The sequence below is a fragment of the Amycolatopsis sp. TNS106 genome, from assembly GCF_019330265.1.
GTDB lineage: Bacteria > Actinomycetota > Actinomycetes > Mycobacteriales > Pseudonocardiaceae > Amycolatopsis > Amycolatopsis lurida.
In genome coordinates this window covers 1977522-1998191 of the sequence record NZ_CP024972.1, presented here as the reverse complement: position 1 = coordinate 1998191, position 20670 = coordinate 1977522, and the positions used below count along the sequence as shown (strand labels likewise).

Annotated in this window: 22 protein-coding genes; 13 read left to right on the top strand and 9 right to left on the bottom strand. The window is 69.0% G+C overall.

All coding sequences use genetic code 11. The annotated features are described in order from the left end of the window. The first annotated feature begins 197 nt into the window (after positions 1-197). The 4 genes from CVV72_RS08875 to CVV72_RS08860 all read left to right on the top strand — a co-directional run bounded on the left by CVV72_RS08875 (position 198) and on the right by CVV72_RS08860 (position 4108). Entirely contained in the window at positions 198-650 is a 453-nt protein-coding gene (locus CVV72_RS08875) for a (2Fe-2S)-binding protein (protein ID WP_219151944.1), read from the top strand. Then, a complete protein-coding gene (locus CVV72_RS08870; RefSeq protein WP_219151943.1) occupies positions 637-1599 on the top strand; it encodes a xanthine dehydrogenase family protein subunit M in 963 nt (320 codons plus the stop codon). The genes CVV72_RS08875 and CVV72_RS08870 overlap by 14 nt, the downstream gene beginning before the upstream one ends. Further along, positions 1596-3770, top strand: a complete 2175-nt coding sequence (locus tag CVV72_RS08865) for a xanthine dehydrogenase family protein molybdopterin-binding subunit (protein ID WP_219151942.1) — start codon at positions 1596-1598, stop codon at positions 3768-3770. The genes CVV72_RS08870 and CVV72_RS08865 overlap by 4 nt, the downstream gene beginning before the upstream one ends. Before the next feature lie 107 nt (positions 3771-3877). Further along, complete coding sequence (locus CVV72_RS08860) at positions 3878-4108, top strand: hypothetical protein (protein ID WP_219151941.1); 231 nt, start codon at positions 3878-3880, stop codon at positions 4106-4108. A 6-nt stretch (positions 4109-4114) separates the two neighbouring features. Here CVV72_RS08860 and CVV72_RS08855 read toward each other — a convergent pair whose 3' ends face one another. The 5 genes from CVV72_RS08855 to CVV72_RS08835 all read right to left on the bottom strand — a co-directional run bounded on the left by CVV72_RS08855 (position 4115) and on the right by CVV72_RS08835 (position 8175). Next, a complete protein-coding gene (locus CVV72_RS08855) occupies positions 4115-4558 on the bottom strand; it encodes a DUF6389 family protein (protein WP_219151939.1) in 444 nt (147 codons plus the stop codon). Positions 4559-4581: 23 nt separating this feature from the next. After that, positions 4582-5019: a GreA/GreB family elongation factor gene (locus tag CVV72_RS08850; RefSeq protein ID WP_219151937.1), complete on the bottom strand. Its 438-nt coding sequence runs from the start codon at positions 5017-5019 to the stop codon at positions 4582-4584. A gap of 90 nt (positions 5020-5109) precedes the next feature. Continuing rightward, positions 5110-5280 carry a hypothetical protein gene (locus CVV72_RS08845; RefSeq protein WP_219151935.1) on the bottom strand — a complete coding sequence of 57 codons (171 nt, stop codon included), beginning with the start codon at positions 5278-5280 and terminating at the stop codon, positions 5110-5112. Next, positions 5277-6542 carry an FAD-binding oxidoreductase gene (locus CVV72_RS08840; protein ID WP_219151933.1) on the bottom strand — a complete coding sequence of 422 codons (1266 nt, stop codon included), beginning with the start codon at positions 6540-6542 and terminating at the stop codon, positions 5277-5279. Before CVV72_RS08840 ends, CVV72_RS08845 begins: the two co-directional genes overlap by 4 nt. A gap of 109 nt (positions 6543-6651) precedes the next feature. Next, positions 6652-8175, bottom strand: coding sequence for a CdaR family transcriptional regulator (locus CVV72_RS08835; protein WP_219151931.1), 1524 nt, complete (start codon positions 8173-8175; stop codon positions 6652-6654). Positions 8176-8348: 173 nt separating this feature from the next. Between CVV72_RS08835 and CVV72_RS08830 the strand changes: the two genes are divergently transcribed. From CVV72_RS08830 to CVV72_RS08820, 3 genes are all read left to right on the top strand, one after another. Beyond that, positions 8349-9917, top strand: a complete 1569-nt coding sequence (locus tag CVV72_RS08830) for a discoidin domain-containing protein (protein WP_219151929.1) — start codon at positions 8349-8351, stop codon at positions 9915-9917. Positions 9918-10181: 264 nt separating this feature from the next. After that, a complete protein-coding gene (locus CVV72_RS08825) occupies positions 10182-11732 on the top strand; it encodes a discoidin domain-containing protein (protein WP_219153881.1) in 1551 nt (516 codons plus the stop codon). Between the two features lie 17 nt (positions 11733-11749). Then, complete coding sequence (locus tag CVV72_RS08820; RefSeq protein ID WP_219151927.1) at positions 11750-12781, top strand: hypothetical protein; 1032 nt, start codon at positions 11750-11752, stop codon at positions 12779-12781. Here CVV72_RS08820 and CVV72_RS08815 read toward each other — a convergent pair. Further along, on the bottom strand, positions 12762-13760 hold the full coding sequence (locus CVV72_RS08815; protein WP_219151925.1) for an Lrp/AsnC family transcriptional regulator: 999 nt from the start codon (positions 13758-13760) through the stop codon (positions 12762-12764). The genes CVV72_RS08820 and CVV72_RS08815 overlap by 20 nt on opposite strands. A gap of 159 nt (positions 13761-13919) precedes the next feature. Here CVV72_RS08815 and CVV72_RS08810 point away from each other — a divergent pair, with 159 nt between their 5' ends. The 3 genes from CVV72_RS08810 to CVV72_RS08800 all read left to right on the top strand — a co-directional run bounded on the left by CVV72_RS08810 (position 13920) and on the right by CVV72_RS08800 (position 17750). Continuing rightward, the gene (locus CVV72_RS08810) at positions 13920-15428 is read left to right on the top strand and encodes an AbgT family transporter (RefSeq protein WP_219153880.1); all 1509 of its coding nucleotides are present in this window, start codon (positions 13920-13922) and stop codon (positions 15426-15428) included. Between the two features lie 51 nt (positions 15429-15479). Then, positions 15480-16574, top strand: coding sequence for a M20 family metallopeptidase (locus CVV72_RS08805; protein ID WP_219153879.1), 1095 nt, complete (start codon positions 15480-15482; stop codon positions 16572-16574). Between the two features lie 252 nt (positions 16575-16826). After that, positions 16827-17750 (top strand): universal stress protein, encoded by a 924-nt coding sequence (locus tag CVV72_RS08800; protein WP_255632602.1) that lies wholly within the window; start codon positions 16827-16829, stop codon positions 17748-17750. Between the two features lie 8 nt (positions 17751-17758). Here the strand turns inward: CVV72_RS08800 and CVV72_RS08795 are convergent, their stop codons facing one another. Both CVV72_RS08795 and CVV72_RS08790 read right to left on the bottom strand, forming a co-directional pair. Next, on the bottom strand, positions 17759-18055 hold the full coding sequence (locus CVV72_RS08795) for a DUF3040 domain-containing protein (protein WP_219151923.1): 297 nt from the start codon (positions 18053-18055) through the stop codon (positions 17759-17761). Positions 18056-18156: 101 nt separating this feature from the next. Next, entirely contained in the window at positions 18157-18591 is a 435-nt protein-coding gene (locus CVV72_RS08790; RefSeq protein WP_219151921.1) for a hypothetical protein, read from the bottom strand. Between the two features lie 155 nt (positions 18592-18746). Here CVV72_RS08790 and CVV72_RS41545 point away from each other — a divergent pair, with 155 nt between their 5' ends. From CVV72_RS41545 to CVV72_RS08780, 3 genes are all read left to right on the top strand, one after another. Beyond that, entirely contained in the window at positions 18747-19169 is a 423-nt protein-coding gene (locus CVV72_RS41545; RefSeq protein WP_255632601.1) for a hypothetical protein, read from the top strand. Beyond that, the gene (locus CVV72_RS41540; RefSeq protein ID WP_255632600.1) at positions 19100-19681 is read left to right on the top strand and encodes a glycoside hydrolase family 43 protein; all 582 of its coding nucleotides are present in this window, start codon (positions 19100-19102) and stop codon (positions 19679-19681) included. The genes CVV72_RS41545 and CVV72_RS41540 overlap by 70 nt, the downstream gene beginning before the upstream one ends. A 62-nt stretch (positions 19682-19743) precedes the next feature. Next, on the top strand, positions 19744-19977 hold the full coding sequence (locus tag CVV72_RS08780; protein WP_219151919.1) for a DUF6480 family protein: 234 nt from the start codon (positions 19744-19746) through the stop codon (positions 19975-19977). Here the strand turns inward: CVV72_RS08780 and CVV72_RS08775 are convergent. Further along, positions 19964-20518, bottom strand: coding sequence for a dienelactone hydrolase family protein (locus CVV72_RS08775; RefSeq protein ID WP_219151917.1), 555 nt, complete (start codon positions 20516-20518; stop codon positions 19964-19966). The genes CVV72_RS08780 and CVV72_RS08775 overlap by 14 nt on opposite strands. Positions 20519-20670 lie beyond the last annotated feature (152 nt).

Sequence of the window (20670 nt, the reverse complement as noted above, 5' to 3'; positions counted from 1 at the left end):
CTCCGGTGAATGTAGCCGAGGAACCCGTCGGACCTGGAGCGACTCCAGGGCGAGCATCGACCTTGCCGAGCGGATTGTATTCCGCTAACTTGAAAATCGAAGCGGATGAATATCCGTTTCGTCTCGCGAACAGACTCCCCACCACCTCAACCTACGCCGTCGGGCCCCGGCCCGGACGATCTGCGGAAAGAGATCCAGTGGACATCTCACTCGAAGTCAATGGCAGGACGGAACATCTCGGTGTCGATCCCGGGGTGACCCTGCTGGACGCGCTGCGGGAGCGGCTCGCCGTCACCGGCCCGAAGAAGGGCTGTGACAGAGGGCAGTGCGGCGCCTGCACGGTGCACGTCGGCGGACGGCCGGTGCTCTCCTGCTTGACCCTGGCGGCCACCGTGAAGCAGCCGGTGACCACGGTCGAAGCACTGTCCACAGAGGATGGTTTGCATCCGGTTCAGCAGGCGTTCGTCGATCGGGACGCCCTGCAGTGCGGATTCTGCACGTCCGGGCAGATCATGTCGGCCGTCGCCGCCATCGAGCAAGGCGTCGAGGACGTCCGCGAGTTCATGTCCGGCAATCTCTGCCGATGCGCGGCGTATCCGAACATCGTCGCCGCGGTCGAGCAGGCGAGGAGGGCCGATGCGTCCCTTTGAGCTGCTCGCCCCCGAGACCGTCGAAGACGCGGTCGGCTCGTCCGGCACGTTCCTGGCGGGCGGAACCACGCTCGTCGACCTGATGAAACTCAATGTCCTGACACCGCAGCAGGTTCTGGACATCAACGCGGTACCGCTGCGGGGCATCGACACCACCGACGGGCTCCGTTTCGGCGCGCTGGAGCGGATGGCGGACATCGCCGGGCATCCCAGGGTGTACCCGGCGATCTCCCGTGCACTGCTGCTCAGCGCCTCACAGCAGATCCGGAACATGGCGAGCATTGGCGGCAATCTCATGCAGCGCACGCGCTGCTCGTACTTCCGCGACGTCGCCATGCCGTGCAACCGGCGGGTTCCCGGCAGCGGCTGCCCGGCGATTTCGGGCGCCAACCGGATGCACGCGGTGCTGGGCACGAGCGATTCGTGCGTGGCGACCCACGCCAGCGACGTGGCCGTCGCCTTGGTCGCCCTCGACGCGCGGCTGCGCCTGGTCAGCGAGGCAGGGAGCCGCACCGTCGAGCTGGGCTCCTTCTATCGCCCGCCCGGCGACACTCCCGAGGTCGAGAACGATCTGCGGCCCGGCGAACTGATCGCCGAGGTCGTGGTCCCGCGGCTGGACTGGGCGTCGAACTCCACCTACGTCAAGGTGCGGGACAGGCAGTCCTACGAGTTCGCGTTGTGCTCCGCGGCGGTCGCGCTGCGGGTGGAAGGCTCGCGCGTCGTCGACGCCCGGGTCGCGGCCGGCGGCGTCGCCACCGTGCCATGGCGGCTGCCCGCGGTCGAGGAGGCCTTGCGGGGTGCGCCCGCGACGGTCGCCGCCTTCGAAGACGCCGCGGCGCTCGCCGCCGAGGGAGCGCGCCCGTTGGCCGCGAACGGATTCAAGCCGTCGTTGCTGCGGCGGACCATCGTCCGCGCGCTGCTCGAACTGACCGAGGGGAGCCGCTCATGAGCAGCAGGGTGGACGGGCCGCTGAAGGTCACCGGCCGGGCCGAGTACGGGGCGGACCATACCTTCCCCGGACTGGTCCACGGTTACGTCGTGCTCAGCACGATCGCCCACGGCGAGATCGACACGATGGACGTCACGGCGGCGAGGGGCGCGCCCGGCGTGATCGGCGTGTACACGCCCTTCGAGCCGCTGGAACTGCGGACTCCGAGCACGCCGTTCATGGGCGAGACCTGGGTGCCTTTGCAGGACAAGGAAGTCACCTACTACGGCCAGCCGATCGGCTTCGTGGTCGCCGAGACCTACGAGCAGGCACGCGACGCGGCGATGCTGGTCGAGGTCTCCTACCTGACCCGGCCGGGCCGGACGTCCTTGGAGGACGGCCTGGCCTCGGCCGAGGACGCGCCGGAATCGCGGGGTGTGCCGTCCGCCCTCGCAGTCCTCGCCGAGGGCGTCGAGTCCATCGAGGACGCGCTCGCCGAGAGCCCGGTGGTCATCGAAGCCACGTACACCACCGCGCCTCAGCACCACGCCGCGATGGAACCGCATTCCGCGGTCGCGGTGTGGGGCCCCGAGGGCTTGACGATCCACAGCGGCAACCAGGGTTCGAACCTCCAGGCGGCGGAACTGGCGATGGCGCTGGACCTGGAGCCGTCCGAGGTGCACGCGGTGAATCCCTTCGTCGGCGGTGCGTTCGGGGGCAAGGGCCGCACGTCCACCCCGGCGTTCCTCGCCGCGGCGGCGGCCAGGGTGCTGGGCAGGCCGGTGAAAGCCGCGCTCAGCCGGGAACAGGTCTTCACCGCGACCGCCGGCCGCGCCGCGACGGTGCAGAAGATCGCCCTCGGCGCGGAGCATGATGGCACGCTGAACGCGCTGCGGCACGATTCGTGGTGCAGCACGCCCCTGGACCGGTCGTTCGTCGAGCCGACATCACACGGCACGTCGCGCGAGTGGTACGCCACGCGGAACCTGGCCATCAGCCAGAAGATGGTGCCGCTCAACATCCCCCCGACCACCTTCATGCGGGCGCCGGGTGAGGCACCGGGATCCTTCGCGCTGGAGAGCGCACTCGACGAACTCGCCGTCACGCTGGGCATGGACCCGATCGAGCTGCGGCAGCGGAACAATTCCACCGCTCCGCCGGGCAAGGATCTGCAGTGGTCGAGCAAACACCTCGACGAATGCTTCCGCGTCGGCGCGGCGCGGTTCGGCTGGGCGGATCGCGCACCCCGGGGGCGCACGGACGGTGACTGGCTCGTGGGCATGGGCACGGCCACCGCGATGTTCCCCGCACTGCGGTTCCCGGCCACGGTCGGGATCACCCTGCTGCCCGACGACACGGCCGTCGTCGCGACCAGCGGGGCGGACCCCGGGACGGGCCTGCTGACCGTGCTTTCCCTGGTGGGCGGGGAGTCGCTGGACATCCCGTCGGATCGGGTGGTCCCGCGGCTCGGCGACTCGGCCCTGCCGCCCGGAGGGATGTCCGGCGGGTCCACGGCGACCGCTAGCACGGGCACGGCCATCATGGTCGCCGCGGCGAAGGCGATCGACGAGCTGCTGGCACTGGCGTCGGCGCCGGGCGCGCCGTTCGACGGTATGGACGTCTCCTACGCCGACGGCCGGGTGCTGGCGGGAGACCGGACGATGTCCTTCGGGGAACTGTTGCGGGCACTGGACCGCCCCTCGTTGGCCGTGACCGGTTCCTCGGCGCCCGGCGAGGAACTGACGAAACATTCGTTCAGCTCGTTCGGTGCGCAGTTCTGCGAAGTCCGCGTGCACAAGTGGACCCGCGAGATCCGGGTGTCCCGCATGCTCGGGGTGTTCGACGCCGGCCGGATCATCAACCCCGTGGCGGCGCGCAGCCAGATCCTCGGAGGCATGATCTGGGGTGTTTCGGCCGCCCTGCACGAGGGGTTGGAGGTCGAGGAGAACGGGCGGTTCGCCAACGGTGACCTCGCGAGCTACCTGATCCCGGTGAACGCGGACATCCCCGAGGTCGACGTCCACTTCGTCGAGTACCCGGACACCTTGCACAACTCTGTCGGCGCGAAGGGGCTGGGCGAGATCGGCATCGTCGGGATGGCGGCGGCCGTCGCGAACGCCGTCCACAACGCCACCGGTATCCGCGTCCGGCACATTCCCATCCTGATCGAGGACCTCCTCGACGAGTCCTAGGAGATCGTGGGGATTCGGGACACTTGCCCCGAATCCCCACGATCGCGTCCGCCGTACGGCATCATGTCCGCTGACGGCGGTCCGTCCCTACGGAATCGGGAATCAGTGTGAGCGGCTTCGGCAAGTGGAATCTCGGCATCGGCGCCGTCCTGATGGGCGCGGCCGTGCTGTGCTCCGTGCTCGACCTGATCCCTGCCGCGGTGATCACCGGCATCCTGGGCCTGCTCGGGCTGGGCATCGCGGGGTACGACCTGATCGACGGCTGGGCGGAACGCGCCGACCTGCGCCGCCGTGAGGCCCGCGTTCTCCGCGAACGTGAAGAGCGCCAGGGGCGCTGAGCACCGTCACATCGGGCATGTCCGCGGTATCCGGGCGGCCGCGCCGTAGCCGTCCAGGGAGGACACCTCGACTGGAATCGACAGTGGCCGGTCGAACGTCCGGGTCCAGACCGAGTCGATCCACTCGGCGACCGTGTCGACGATGACGTCCGCCGGGATCCCATGCGGGAGCGGCGGTACGTCGGGTTCCCAGCCTGTTTCCTGGTGGACGACACCGAACAAGTGGCGGTGGTCGTCGATCGGCTTGGTGAGAACGTAGGAATCCGGGCCCTCGAAGCGCGCCCAGACGTCGAAGGTGCCCTCGCCGTCCTGGTCGGGGAAGACCTCGATCTCCAAGCGCTCGACGGTGTCACCGATCGCCTCGACGATCACCCTCAACCGCGTGGCGACGTCGTCGGAACGCGTGTCGAGGACGCGGCGAAGTCGGTGTCGGTACTCATCCTGGTCCACACAGGACAACCTAGCGGGATCAGTCAGTGCGCCGCTTCCCGATGCCGCCCGTAAGGCTTGGCGTCGAGAAGCGTGACGCGCACCGCTCCGCCGCTCGGCACGCGATACTCCCGCCGGTCGCCCGGTCGCGCCCCGTGCAGCGCGCGGCCGAGCGGGGATTCGGGGGAGTAGACCTCGAGCGCCCCATGGCCTGCCTCGTCCCGCGTGCCGAGCAGGAAGGTCTCGGTGTCGCCGTCGTCGTACCGGACGGTGAGCACCATGCCGGGCTCGGCGATCCCGTCGTCGGGGGGATCCTGTCCGACGACGGCGCCGCGCAGCATGTCCTCGATCTGGCGGATCCGGGCCTGCCGGTGGATGTTGTGCGCGATTTCGTCGTCGTCGCCGGTGCCGGGGCGCCGCAACGTCGCGAGCTCCTGCACCAGCCGCGTGTGCGCTTCCTTGGTCAGCCAAGGGCCTGACATGGTGGTGATCGCCTTTCGGTGGATACGTCCGTGGGGGCCGGGCGCGGAAAGGACCCGACCCCCACAGACCTTCGGTGAGTCCCGCGTCGGTCAGCGGGACTCGGGTTCGCCGGACCGCCGCCGGAAGACCCCCGCGTCGGTGGCGAATCCGATCGCGGCCTTCAGCAGAAGGTCCTTCTCGGTGCGCAGCAGGGCGTTCTCGGCGCGGAGACGGTCCACTTCGGACTGTTCGTCGAACGAGGCGTCGTCGTCAGGAGTCATCGGCGCAGGGGGTCGAACGGGCGCAGGGCCTCCGGCTGCTTGCCGGTGGTGATGTGCTCGGCCAGGAGCCGTCCGGTGATCGGGCCGTGCGTCAGTCCCCACATGCCGTGCCCGCCCGCGACGTAGAGCCCGGGTGTGCTCGTCGCGCCGATCACGTGCCGCCCGTCGGTGCTGACCGGACGGGAGCCGACCCATTCGCCGGTGCGCCCCTCCCAATCCAGGCCGGTGAGAAAGGGCCGTGCCGACGCGATGATCGCGGCGATCCTGGCCGGATCCAGGGGCGCGTCCGGCTTCCGGAACTCCATGGTCCCGGCCACACGGAGGCCTCCTCGGTACGGCGTGCACGCCACGCGGATGTCCGGCAGGTAGAGCGGGCCTGGCACCGGACGGTCGGTCGGCACGGTGAAGGAGTAGCCCCGTCCGGCGCGGACGGGGACCTTGACACCCCATCGCCGGCCCAGATCGCCCAGCCAGGCGCCGGTCGCCAGCACGACCGCGTTGGCGTTCACCGTCTGGCCGGTCTTCGAGCGCACGCTGAGCGCGTGCCGGTGCGCACGCAGGGAAGCGACGTCGAACTTGTGGCGGATCGTGCCGCCCCGGCCGACCACCGCCCGTGCCAGCGACTCGACGAACCGGCCCGGGTCCACGTAGCGCTGCCCGTCGATCCGGACGGCTGCGCCGAGCCGGGCCGTGGCCTGGGGAAAGCGCTCCGCGAGATCGGCGGCGGTGAGCCGTGTCCAGGAGATGTCCTGTCCGGTCTCCGCGATGCGCCGCAGTTCGGAGATCAGCCCCGCGGCCTGGTCCGCGGTCTCGAACGCCGCGGTGATCGGCGCTTCGATGGTCGGCGCGTCCACCCCGTTCGCGGCGAGGACGTCGAAGGCTTCCAGGCACTCTTCGTTCAGCGGCGAGTTCGCTTCGACCGCGCGGGTCCACGAGCGTCCGGTGCAGTTCGCGGCGAAGCGGGCGAGGAACGACCACAGCCGCGGATCGGGGGACGGCGGGACGTGCAGCGGTGCCTGCCGGTCGAGCAGTGTCCGCAGTCCGTAGCGCAGGACGCCGGGTTCGTTGAGCGGGATCGCGAGACCGGGGGAGAGCCAGCCGGCGTTTCCCCACGACGCTCCCGCCGCGATGCCTTCGCGATCCAGCACCGTGACGCCGACGCCGCGTTCCTGCAGGAACCACGCCGTCGACAGGCCGACCACGCCGGCTCCGATCACGATCGCCGAACGCGGGCCGCCGTCGATCCGGTCGAGCTCGCCCATGAATTCCTCCGCCGCACGAGTGGTGCTGTCGCGGTCAGGATGGCTCGGATCCGGGCGGCGGAGATTGTCCGGCTCCGACAATCCGGGCGGATCGTTTTGGCCGGAACGGTCAAGGGGCCGGATCGGACACGGCCAGCTCGATGATCATCGCCAGCCGTTTCGCGGGCTGGTCGAGGCGGAGTTCGGTCACCTCCGCCATCTTCCGGAGCCGGTAGCGGATCGTGTTGGGGTGCACTTCCAGTCGCTCGGCGGCCTCCGCGAGATCCCCCTGCGCTTCGAGCCAGGCTCGCAACGTCGCGACGTAGCTGGTGCCGTTGGCGCTGTCGTGCCGCCGCAACTCGGTGATCGGGCCGCGGGCCGGCGCCCTGCCGGACGCCGCGGCGGCCCGCAGCCGTTGCACGAGGATGTCGTCCCAGGCCTCGTCGTAGGCGATCGCGGACTTCGTGCCCGGCCGCACGGCGTGCAACGCGAGGCATTCGTCGGCTTCCGACCTGCTGGCCGGCAGTTCCGCCGAGTTCGCGCCCGCACCGATCCCGGCCAGCATCGTCACCTGCCGGGGGAGCGCCTCGCGGATCGAACGCACCCACGCCCTGGCCGCCTCGACGTCGTCCCCGGGCAGGACGGTGTAGACGGTGTTGCTGAACAACGTGCTGCGGCCCGGCCGTGACCAGCCGAAACCGGTGGTCGCCCGCTCGAACGCGAGCAGGAGCGCGGCGTGGCGTTCGTCGCCGATGTGGGCCTGCAAGGCGATCACCCGGAACCGGCCGGGGGGCAGGCCGAGCCTGCTGAGCACGGCCGCCGCGTCCGGCGTCCCCTCCACCAGCCGGATCACGAGATCGGATTCGACCTGCCGCTCCAGGTCCGCGCTCGCCCGGGAGCGCAGGAGGTGCAGGCCGACCGTGCGCGAGCTGTCCCGCAGGACCGCGCTCAGGACGTCGGTCAGCGGTCGGTCGCATTCCACCCAGATCGACCCCAGCATCTCCCGGCCCGCACGAACGGCGACGACCATGCGCCCGGTCAACCCGTGTCCGGGATCGGCTTCGACGAACAGCGGCTCGTCGGATGCCGCCAGGTGCCCGAACACGCCCCGCCGTTCGAACAGTTCGCGGACCGGCTCCGGGACACGCCTGCCGAGAATCGTCTCCAGCCGCGCCCGGTCGGCCAGGTGCTGCCTGCTGGAGTAGGCCAGGACCCGGGAGAGCCGGTCCTCGATGGTCACCGCGCTGCCGAGCGCGTCCGCCAGACTGTCGGCCAGCGCGAACAGGTCGGTCGGACCGCGGCCGGATTCGGTCTCGCGGCCTTCCAGGACGAGCCCGTAGACCACGCCGGCGAGCTGACCCCAGGACACGTCCGGGTCCACCAGCAGCACGGCGACGTCGCCGGTCTCGGTGCGCTCGTCCGGTGCCGACGCGCGGACGAGGACGACCGAGGCGTGCGCAGCGACGGCCAGGTCGACGGCTGTCGCGATCGAGTCCGTCCCGACGGCGAGGAAGACGTCCCCGCGCAGGTCGCGGGGGTCCGCGGCGTCGTGCATCACCACGTCGCGCAAGGCCGACTCGCGCGACACCGGGCAGCACCACAGCCGCGCCCCGTATCCACCGAGGACGTTCACGAGCCGATCCAGCGTCACCATGGCCGCGACCTTGCCATCGAATGATGCCGGGCACGACGCGTTCACCCGTTGACTGTGAGTTTAAGAACCTTTTACACTGCGATCGTTAGGAAACTTACTTAACTAAGCGACTCCGGCTGACAGTCGCCGCCCACCGCCGGTACTCGCCGACTCCGCAACGTCGAGGAGTTCGCATGAAACGGAGAACACCCCTGGCCGGTGTCGCGGTGGCGACGCTGGCCCTGCTGGGCCAGCCCTTGATCTCTTCGGGTACCGCCGCGCAAGCGGAATCACTGCTGTCCGCAGGCAAACCGACCACGACCTCGTCGGTCGAGGCCGCCGAGTTCGGCGGCGCCAACGCTGTCGACGGCAACACCACGACCCGGTGGGCGAGCGAGGAGATGGTCGATCCGCAGTGGATCGCCGTCGATCTCGGCGCTACCTCGACCATCACCAAGGTCAAACTCAACTGGGAAGTCGCGTACGCCAAGACCTACACGATCCAGGGCTCGGCCGACGGCCGGACCTGGACCGACATCAAGTCGGTCGTCGGCGGCGACGGCGGTATCGACGAGCATCTCGGCCTCAACGCGACCGCGCGCCATATCCGCGTCCACGGTACGGCGCGCGGCACGACCTACGGTTATTCGCTGTGGGAGCTGGAAGTCTACGGTGACCGCGTGAGCGGTGGCGACACGCAGGCGCCGACGGTGCCCACGGGTCTCTCCGCGACCGCCACCACGACGGACAGCGTCACCCTCGGCTGGACCGCGTCCACCGACAACGTCGGGGTCACCGAGTACGAGGTGCTCCGCGACGGGAACGTCGTCGGGGCCTCGGCGACGACCACCTACACCGACAGCGGACTGGCGTCCGGAGTGGAGTTCGGCTACTCCGTGCGGGCACGGGACGCGGCGGGCAACGTCTCCGCGGCGAGTCCGGCGATCAGGGCCGCGACCCAGCCGGGCGGCACCGGCCCCGTCACCCTCGCGCTGGCGGGTGACATCGCCAACCCGGAGCTGTTCTCCACGCATCAGGGGACCGCGAACCAGGTCGCCAGGATCAACCCGAAGTACGTGCTGACCGTGGGCGACAACCAGTACCACAAGGGCACCATCTCGGAATACCGCTCGCACTACGACAAGACGTGGGGCAAGTTCAAGAGCATCACCAAGCCCACGACCGGCAACCACGAATGGGACGACCAGCTCCGTGGCTACAAGGAGTACTTCGGCTCGATCGCGTACCCGCAGGGCTTGCCGTACTACAGCTACGACATCGGTGACTTCCACTTCGTCGCGATGGACTCGAACCCGATCTACACCGGCGGCGGGTCCGATCAGGTGACCTGGCTGCGCAACGACCTGGCGAAGAACACCAAGGCCTGCGTCATCGGGTACTGGCACCACCCGCGCTTCAACTCGGGGAACTCCGGGGACAAGAAGCAGATGGCGCCACTGTGGAACGAGATGGCCAGGGTGAAGGCGGACATGGTGATCACCGGGCACGACCATCACTACGAGCGGACGAAGCCACTGAACATCGACGGCCACGTCGACGAGGCCAACGGCGTGCGGTCGGTCATCGCCGGCATCGGTGGCGACTACCTCTACACGGACTACAGGGCACGTGAAGGGGTGGAGAAGATCCTCGCCAAGCACGGGGTGATGAAGCTGACGCTGAACGGGAAGTCCTACTCCTGGGAAATCCACGACACCAACGGGAACGTGCTCGACAAGGCGGGACCGTACACCTGCCGCTGACGGCCGCGGTCCGGTGCCGTACGCGGCACCGGACCCGGTGTCGTGAGTGGCGATTCGGGCTATCGGGTCCGAAGGGCGAACGTGCCGAGGTTTCGCGACACAGCCGCCGTGTGGTCCTGGACAGAAGCGCCCCCGGCCCGACAAGACACGTTTGCCCTTCGGCTCGATGGAACCCGAAGGTAGCCGTTAGTCAGGACATGACACATTGCTTGCCCCTCAACATGAAACGCGCCGTAGACCCATCCAGGAGTACAGGTGAATCGAATGGTGAAGCCGGGCACCGCCGCGATCGCGGCGATCGTCCTGCTCGCTCAGCCCGTGACGGCTTCCGGCGCTACGGCGGAATCCTTGCTGTCGGTCAACAAACGGACCACGGCCTCCTCCGTGGAGAGCGAGGGTTTCGGTGGCGCACTCGCCGTCGACGGCGATTCGACGACCCGATGGGCGAGTCTGGAGGGTGATCCACAGTGGATCGCCGTGGACCTCGGCGGTCCGGCGGACATCAGCCGGATCAAGGTGTTCTGGGAAACGGCCCACGCGAAGGACTATCAGGTCCAAGCATCCGACGACGGCCAGAACTGGCGGGACGTCAAAACCGTCGTGGGCGGCGACGGCGGCCTCGACGAGTTCACCGACCTGAACACCTCCGCCCGGCACGTCCGGATCCACGGCACGGCGCGGGCGACCGTTTACGGGTACTCACTGTGGGAACTGGAGGTCTACGGCGTCCGGACCGGGGACGGCGACATCCAGCCGCCGTCGGTGCCGACCGGGCTCCGGCAGGCGTCCTCCACCACCGAGAGCATCACGCTCGGCTGGACCGCGTCCACCGACAACGTCGGGGTCACCGAGTACGAAGTCCTGCGCAACGGCAACGTGATCGGCCGGTCCGCGACGCCTTCCTACACCGACACGTCCCTGGCGTCGGGTTTCGACTTCCAGTACGCGGTGCGGGCACGGGACGCGGCGGGGAACCTGTCCGGATCGACCGCGCCGGTGAAGGCGTCCACCCGGCCGACGGCGTCCGACGGCATCGTCATCGCGCTCGCCGGCGACATCGCCAAGGCGGAACTGCCGTCGGAGCACCAGCGGACGGCGGAGCTGGTGCGCAAGATCAACCCCCGGTACGTGCTGACGGTCGGCGACAACCAATACGTCGACGGAACGATCGAGGAGTTCCGTACCTACTACGACAAGACGTGGGGCGCGTTCAAGAAGATCACCAAACCCACGCCGGGCAACCACGAGTGGAACAACGAGCTGGCGGGGTACAAACAGTACTTCGGGAAGATCGCGACACCGAAGGGGAAGCCGTACTACAGCTTCGACGTCGGCGCCTTCCATTTCGTCGCGCTCGATTCGGACCCGGTGTACAACGGCGGCGGCGCCGAGCAGGTGGCATGGCTGCGCAAGGACCTCGCGAAAACGAAGAAGTCCTGTATCGCCGGGTACTGGCACCACCCACGGTTCAACTCCGGGAACTCCGGCGACGCGAAGAGCATCGCGCCGTTGTGGAACGAGCTGGCCAGGGCGAAGGCGGACGTCGTGTTCGCCGGTCACGATCACCATTACGAGCGGACGAAGCCGCTGGACGTCGACGGGCATGTCGACGAGGCCAACGGCGTGCGGTCGGTCATCGCCGGTATCGGCGGTGACAGCCTCTATCTCGATTACAAGGCCCGTGAAGGCGTCGAAAAGATCCTGGGCAAGCACGGGGTGATGAAGCTGGTGCTCAAGGGGAAGACCTACTCCTGGGAGATCATCGGCACCAACGGGGAACTCCTCGACAAAGCGGGCCCGTACACCTGCCGGTGACAACGAAAGGGGACGGGGTGAAGCTCCCGGTGAAATTCGTCGTGGCGCTGGCGGGTGTCGCGGCGCTCGCCGCCGCCTCGGTGGTGTACGTGGTGCAGGCGAAGGCGAACAGTCCCGAGCGGCGGACGGGCGACGCGGCGGTCGCGGTGGATGCCTCGGGGCCGGTCGTACTGGGGGAGCAGGGGAGGCTGCTGTTCCGCAACGGCGCGCCGGGGCCTGGGTACGGGAACGTCGCGTCGGTCCCCGTGTTCGAACCCGGGGGCCCGCGGCGGATCAGTTTGCTCGGCTGCGAGCGGTTCTACACGGCGGTGGACGGCGGATTGTGCCTGGCGAAGGAACCCACTCCGCTGCCGGGCGCGGTCGCCAAATTCGTCGACTCCGCGCTCGGCGAGGTCAAGCGCGTCGACGTCCCTGGCATCCCCAACCGCGCGAAGCTCTCACCCGGTGGCCGGATGGGGAGCTGGACCACGTTCGTCACCGGTGACTCGTACTCCACGCCCGGCACCTTCTCGACGCGTACGGCCATCATGGACCGCGAACGGAACGAGCTCTCGAGCAACATCGAGGGCATCCCGCTGCGGATCGGGGACGCGGTCCACCGGGGCGAGGACGTCAACTACTGGGGCGTCACGTTCGCGGCCGACGAGCGGACGTTCTTCGCCACGGTCGCCACCGGCGGGCGGACCTATCTCGTGGAGGGCGACAACGAGGCGTGGAAGGCGCGCACCCTGCGGGAAAACGCGGAATGCCCGTCGTTGTCGCCGGACGGCACGAAACTCGCGTTCAAGAAGCGGGTGGCCGACGGCGACGTCCGGCCCTGGCGGGAGCATGTGCTGGACCTGACCACGATGCGGGAAACCCCGCTCGCGGAGGCGCGCAGCATCGACGACCAGGTGGTCTGGCTCGACAACGACACGATCGCCTATGGACTGCCGCGCGCGGACGGCAAGGAAAGCGACATCTGGTCCGTGCCCGCCGACGGCACCGGATCGCCGCGCCTGCTGGTTCCCCTGGCGTCGTCGCCGTCGGTCACGACGGCTCGTCGATGACGGCGAACCTGCCGTCCTCCCGGTACAGCCAGTACCGGCGCAGCATGCGCAACACCACGGAGACCTGCAGTGCGGTGATCCCGGGTAAGGGGGCGAGGTCCCTGGTGAGGAAGTCGGCCATTTCGTCCTCGTTCCGGAACACGCCCTGGTGGATGACCGAAGCGGTGCCGGCGACGATCGACACGTACCGCGCCGACGGATGCCGCGCCAGTTCCCCGGCGACGGCCTGGATGGCGCCCGGGGTGATGGTCAGCGCGATGACCGCTTCCAGTTCGTAGCCGAGCTGCGCGGGTTCCACCTCGACGCGCGGCCGGACGATGCCGCGCCGCAAGGTCGACTGGATCAGCCGATACGCGGTGGACTGGCTGATGCCGAGGCTCCGGCCCGCTTCGGCCGCGGTGATCCGCCCGTTCCCGGCCAGGAGCCCGATGAGCCGTCGTTCGTCCGGGCCCACGTCGTCGGCGTCGAAGCCGTCCGGCGCGGCCGGCACCACCTGTTCGCGGGACAAGATCCGCTGCTGGTCTTCGCTCAGCCGGTGCAGGCGCCAGGAATCGGCCCTGGTCAGTGCCCGCAGCACCAGCTCCGAGTGGGTCCCCGCCACGCCCGGCACGCCGGGGATGCGCTCCGCGAGCAGCTCGCGCGCCTCGGCTCGGTCCGGAACGTGCACGGCCAGGTAGACGTCCGACCGGCCCGCCGTCTCCGCCGCGAGCTGCACTTCGGGAAACCGTGCGAGCGCCTTCGCCGCCGAACCGGATGCGCCCGGTTCGGTCGTGACCCAGACATGCCGAGGATTCCCGCGCGCCCTTGCCGTCCACTCGACCTGGCCGATCACCCGGAGGATCCGCTGTTCCTCGAGGCGGACCAGCCGTCGTCCCACCGTGCTGGCGGAGACGTCGAGCGCCTCGGCGAGCGTCGCGACCGAGGCGCGCGGGGCGATCTGCAGCGCGGCGATCAGGTCGAGGTCGGGTTCGGTCAACATCGGCTGACTGTATCAGTCATATGGCCATACTTGATGACTGATCCGTGCAGAATTCAGTTCAGGGTTGCACTATTCGTTCGTCTGAGTTTGTAATGGGCCTCCGATCAGGAAGGAGCCGCGCCGGTGAGTTCCAGCCAGGCCAGAACGACCTCACGTCCGATGAACCTCCTGCTGCGCGCGCTCGACGGCGTCGAGCGGCTCGGCAACAAGCTGCCGCACCCGTTCTGGCTCTTCGTCATCCTGAGCGCGGTGCTGGCACTGGCCAGCTGGGGGCTGAGCGCGGCCGGGGTGTCGGCGGTGAACCCCGCCACGGGCAAACCGGTCGAGGCGAAGAACCTGCTGTCCGCCGACGGCGTGCGGATGATGGTGACCGACGCGGTCAAGAGCTACACGTCGTTCCCGCCGCTGGGCACCATCCTCGTGGTGATGCTCGGCGTGGCGGTCGCCGAGCGATCCGGTGTGCTCGCGGCCGTGCTCCGGTCCGGCGTTTCGAAGGTTTCGCCGAGGTGGGTGACCTTCGCGCTGGCGTTCACCGGAATGGTGTCCCACGTCGCGTCCGACGCGGCCTACGTCGTGCTGATCCCGTTGGGAGCCCTGGCCTTTCGTGCGGTGGGACGCAGCCCGATCCTGGGCATCGTGGTCGCGTTCGTGTCCATCTCCGCCGGTTACGACGCGAGCCCGCTGATCACGCCGACCGACGCCATCCTGTCCGGGCTGACCACGGCGGCGGCACAGACGATCGATCCGGCCTATTCGGTCACCCCGCTGGCCAACTACTTCTTCTCGCTCGCCTCGTCGGTCGTGCTGGCCGCCGTGATCACGCTCGTGACCGAGAAGGTCCTCGCGCGGCGAGCCGAAGCGATGCCCGTCGATGACGACGCGCAGGAGGACGATCTCGGCTCGCTGCAGCTCAGCCGTCAGGAACGACGGGGCCTGGTCGCCGCGCTCATCGCGCTGGCCGTCTTCGTGGCCGCCCTGGTGCTGGCGGTGCTGCCCGCGTCGTCGCCCTTACGCGGCAAGGGCGGGAGCATCATCGAGTCACCGTTGCTGACCTCCATCTCGATCTTCCTCGCGCTCGGCTTCCTGGCCGCGGGCTGGGCCTACGGCAAGGTCGCCGGGACGGTGACCAGCAGCCGCGACATCCCCGGGTTCATGGCACACGGATTCCGCGAGATGGCGCCGATCCTGGTGCTGTTCTTCGCCATCTCCCAGTTTCTGGCCTACTTCAAATGGACCGGCATCGGCGAGATCACCGCGATCAACGGCGCCGGTCTGCTCAAATCCGCCGGTGTCTCCGGGCCGGTCATCATGCTGGGCATCCTCGTCGTGGTGACCCTGGTGAACCTGATCGTCACCAGCGGCTCCGCCCAGTGGGCGCTGATCGGACCGGTGTTCGTGCCGATGCTGATGCTGCTGGACATCCCGCCGGAGACCACGCAGGCGCTGTACCGCATCGCGGACTCGTGCACGAACGCGATCACCCCGATGAGCCCGTACTTCGTGATGGCGCTGGGTTTCCTGCAGCGCTACCGGCGTTCGGCGGGGATCGGCACGCTCTTCTCGATGACGGTCCCGCTCGCCTTCACCCTGCTGGTGGTGTGGACGTTGCTGTTCTTCGTGTTCTGGGTGTTCGGCATTCCGCTCGGCCCCGGCGCCCCCGTTCGCTAGGAAGGAATTCTCTTGTCACACAAGGATTGGTCCCGGCAGGCACTGCCCGCCATGCTCGACGATCTGCGGACCGTCGTCGAACTGGAGACGCACAGCTACGACAAGCCGATGCTGGACAAAGGCCTCGACACCATCCGGTCCTGGGTCTTCGACCGTCTCGGCGCACCCGACACCGAGTCCCGGCACACCGACACGCTTCGGGGCGACGTGCTGGAACTGAGCTATGCGGGGACGGTGCCGGGAACGGTGCTGCTGCTGAGTCACTACGACACGGTCTGGCCGACCGGCACACTCGCCAGGTGGCCCTACGCCGACGAGGACGGCCGCGTCACCGGGCCGGGCGCGTTCGACATGAAACTCGGTCTGGTGCAGTCGGTCTGGGCGCTGCGAGGCCTCCGCGAACTCGGCCTTCCGCATCCGTCGGTCAAGTTCCTCTTCAACGGCGACGAGGAGATCGGCAGCCCCCACTCGCGGCCGTACATCGAAGCGGCCAGTGAAGGCGCGCTGGCGACGCTCGTCTTCGAGGCGTCGCTGGACGGGAAGCTCAAGACCGCGCGCAAAGGGGTCGGCCTGTTCGACGTGACCGCCACCGGCGTCGAGGCGCACGCGGGACTGGACCCGTACGCGGGAGCGAGCGCGATCCACGCCCTCGCCGAGATCGTCGGACAGCTGGCGTCCGCGGGTTCGCGCGAACTCGGGACCACGGTCAACGTCGGCACCATTTCCGGCGGTACCGGTCGTAACGTCACCGCGGGCGGCGCGAACTGCGGTGTCGACGTGCGCGTCGCCGAACCGTCCGAAATGGATCGGATCGACAAGGTGTTCGCCGGGCTGGAAACCACCGATCCTCGCGTGACCGTCTCGGTCGAAGGCGAGTGGAACCGGCCGCCGATGACACCGAACGACCCGTCACGGGCGCTGTTCGCGACCGCTCGGAAGGTGGCCGCCGAAGAGGGCTGGGAGCTGGAGGAGACCGCCGTGGGAGGTGCGAGCGACGGCAACTTCGTGTCCGCGCTGGGCCGCCCGGTGCTGGACGGGCTCGGCGCCGTCGGAGGCGGCGCCCACGCACGCGACGAACACATCCTCGTGCGGCACATCCCGGAACGGACGGCGCTGGCCATCGGACTGATCGCGGCACTCGCCTGACGAGCACCGGTAGAACCGGCGCCTCGGCCGCTCGAGGTTTCGGTGACCGCCGCACGTGGTACTACTCGCGTTGTCAAGGCCCGCGCAGTCTGGAAGTGACGCCATGACCGTCCCGGTCGTCCTCGACTCCGCCGATCCTGGTGATCGTCGGTGCGCTCGACCACCTGGTCCCGGAGTTGAACCGGCTCGCCGCCGGACGGCTCGTCACGCCCGGAGCCCCTCATGTGTCCGACCGGCAGGACGTGAGCAGTGATGTCAGCACCGGAATCCACAATGGACAAGGGAGCCGTTGTCGCAGGCTATGACGGCTCCGAAGAAGCACGGAAGGCCGTGCGCTGGGCCGCGGGGGAAGCCGCTGTCCGCGGCTGCGGATTGGTCGTCGCCCAGGTCGTCGGGTTTCCGCCCGTGCCTGAGGCGGTCCCGGGCGGGGCGTGGCCGCGACCGGGGTTCCTCGAAGCCGGTCAGGAAACGGCACAGCGGCACGCCGAAGCCATGCTCGGCGACATCGCGCAGGAATGCCGCCGGGACTGGCCGGATCTGGCCGTTTCGACCCGGCTGTTGTCCGGCCGCGCAGCCGACGCGCTGGCCGGCGCCGCGGAAAACGCGGAGCTGCTGGTCGTCGGGTCGTCGGGGCTCACCGCGCTGCCCAGGCTGCTGGTCGGCTCGACGGCCGACGAACTCCTGCACGAGTACCACCGGCCCATCGTGGTGGTGCGCGCCGGTGACGATCCGCCGGCGGACGGCGATCGCAAGGTCGTGGTCGGCGTCGACGGATCCGAGACCAGCAGGGAAGCCATCGGATTCGCCTACGACTTCGCCGACCGGCACGGCTGCGCCCTGGTGGCCTTGCACGTCTGGTCCGATCTTCCGCTCGAAGCGATGGCGGTGACTCCCACCGAGCACGACAGGGAAATCATCGAGGAACGGGGAAGGCCCCTGATCGACGAATCACTGGCCGGATATCGGGAACGGTATCCGGACGTCCGCGTCCACCGGGTGATCGCCGTCGACCGGCCCGCCCATGCGCTGGCGGAGCAAGCCGAGGGTGCCGCGCTGCTCGTCGTCGGCAGTCACGGCCGTGGGCCACTCCGCCGTGCTTTGCTGGGATCGGTCAGCCGAGCCATGGTCCACCACGCGCCCTGTCCCGTCGCCGTGGTTCGTCACCACAAGGGCTGAGACCGTGGTCAGGGCTCGGAACCACTTCGATCCACGGAGTCGGCCGGCTTCGTCCGGAACGTGGTGTGCGTCCACACGAGTGCGCTCGCGGCGGCGACTCCGCCGAGGAACACGAGACCACTGTCGCTGAAGAGGCCCACCATGATCATCAGGATCGCGGTGACGTCGGCGACGACGAGCACGACCCACCAGGCCTGGACGTTCGCGGATGGCTTCACCTGGTCGAAGGCGGCCATGAGGTCGGGATCGCTCGCGGTCAGGTCTTCCTCGATCTTCTGCAGGACGCGGCGGTCTCGGCGTAGCACGATGCCTCCTTTGTCGTCGTGTACCGCGCTTACCCGCCGAGGCTTGGGGCAAACGGAGGCGAGGCGAGCAGAACGCCGAAGTAGTTTCCGAGACGACCTGGTCATTCACCGCGACCACACCGCCGTGGTCCCTCAGCCGCATCGGCTTCCGTCTGTCGACGGCTCAACCAGCGGTCGGCCCGGTGCCAGATGAGTCGCGCATCGACGCCGGTGGCGTGCCAGGTGGTAGCGCGGGTGGTGCCGAGCTCGCGGTACTTGCGCATGATCGCGACGTGTGCCGGCAACCCGACGAAACCGCGCAAGCCGTCATGGTCGCGCCACACGGAGACCGAGCCCAACCGCCGCCGCAGCGGTTCGGCCCACAGCCACTGGCCGACCGCGCCGGGCAGCCGGGGCCACTCGCGGCCGAGCAGGTAACCCGCCCGGTAGGCGCCCGGAGTGCTCCGGAAGCCGTCGAGTGTCAACGCGGTGACGCTGACCAGCACGTCTCCGGAGAAGTCAGCGTCGTGGCCGGGGATCCACTTACTTTTGATCATGTGCGCTTATGATACGCACATGCTTACGATTGGTCGACTACCCGAAGATGCGCGGATGAACCCCGCGGGACCGGGTGAACGACCAAGTACACGCTTCCCGGTGGCAGGGCCCCGGTGACGCTGCCGACCGCATCGTCCCGTCCACAGAATCGGTCATGAAGTTCATGTACCGCCTCATGATCCTCCTCGTGGCCATGGCATTCGTCGCCTCGCCTCCCGCCGTCGCGATCGGCACGCCACAGCTGCTCATCGAGCAGGACTTCCCGGACCCCGACATCGTCAAGACCGACTCCGGCTACTTCGCCTTCTCGACGAGCACCGGTGCGGTGAGAGTGCCCTACGCGCACGCTCCGGCGCCGGAAGGTCCATGGCGGGTGGTCGGCGACGCTCTGGCGGCCGTACCGAAGTGGGCGAAGCCGGACGGCGGTTTCTGGGCACCCGATGTGACCCGGCTTTCCGACGGGACGTTCCTGCTCTACTTTCGGCGGCGGTGGCGCCCGGAGGCGAGATGTGCATCGGCGTCGCGACCGCCGCGAAGGTCGAAGGACCGTACACGCCTGCCGGTGACGGCCCACTGATCTGCGTCCCCGGAGACGGCGGTGACATCGACCCGCAGACCTTCGTGGACTCGGACGGCTCGCGGTACCTGATCTACAAGAGCGACGGCGCGGCGGTGGGGCCTCCGGCCGCGATCTGGTCGCAGAAGCTACTCGCCGACGGGCGGACACCGGACGGCCCGCGGATCGAGCTCCTGCGTGCCGATCTCGCGTCGGAGAACGCGGTGGTCGAGGCGCCGTCGGTGGTGAAGACGGCGAGCCGGTACTTCCTGTTCTACTCCGCCGACACGTTCCAGAGTTCCGGCTACCACACGGGATATGCCTCCGCGCCCGCGTTGAGTGGGCCGTTCGTGAAAGCCGGCTCCCCGTTCCTGTCCACAGACCTGCTCGGCGGCAAGGTCGACGCGCCGGGTGGGGCCGACGTCGTCGACGGCCATATCCACTTCCACGGCTGGCTGGGCGGTGGCCGCACCGCCCGCGGGATGTACCAGCTGCCCATCGGATTCCCGGACGATCGTCCGCAACTCGGCTGACAGGGTTTCGACGCTCGCGTTCGGGTACCCGCAGGGTGAGACCGACCGAAGGAGTACCGGCGATGACAGCCCAGCCGCCCGACCCGGAACCCGAGAAAACCCATCGCGAACCCGGAGGTGGTGTCTCGCCGGGTGACACCCCGCCCGACTCGGCTCAGACGTCAGGGCTTTCGCATCCGCAACCGATGCCCTCCAAGGCGATGCCCATCGCCTGGCTGATCCTCATCGGTGTTCTCGTCGTCCTGGCGAGCGGATTCGTCGTCGCACTCGCGTTGGGATGGCTCAAGCTGGGCTGACCACGGGCAGGCATTCGTCGAGCAGCCCGAGGACGTCGCGCCACGCCCGCTCCGCGTGCCTCGCGTGGTGAACCACGCCCGGGAGCACGGTGTGGTCGACCGTGGGGTGGTGGAAGGCGTGCTGGGCGCCGCCGTAGACCACGAGCCGCCAGTCGACGCCGGCCTCCTGCATTTCGGCGGTGAACGCCTCCCGCTGCGCGGGCGGCATGATCGGGTCTTCCGAGCCGACTCCGGCCCAGACCGGGCAGCGGATGCGCGCCGCTTCGCCCGGACGTCCCGTGGTCAGCGCGTTGACCGTCCCGATCACCCGCAGGTCGACGCCGTCCCTGCCGAGTTCCAGTGCGATCGCGCCGCCGGTGCCGTAGCCGATGGCGCCGATCCGGTCCGGGTCGGTCCGCGGCTCGGACCGCAGCACGTCGAGGGCCGCGTGACCGATCTCCCGCATGCGGTCCGGGTCGGCGAGCAGGGGCATCGCATACGCCAGCATCTCGTCGGGGTCCGAGAACCATCGCCCGCCGTTGATGTCGAAGGCCAGCGCCACGTACCCCCAACTCGGCCAGGGCGTCGGCACGGCGTCGCTGGAAGTCGTTGAGTCCCGGCCCTTCCGGCCCGATCAGCACCGCGGGACGGCGGTCGGTGCCTTCCGGGAGCGCGAGGTGCCCGACCATCGGCAGTCCGTCGGCGGGGTACTCG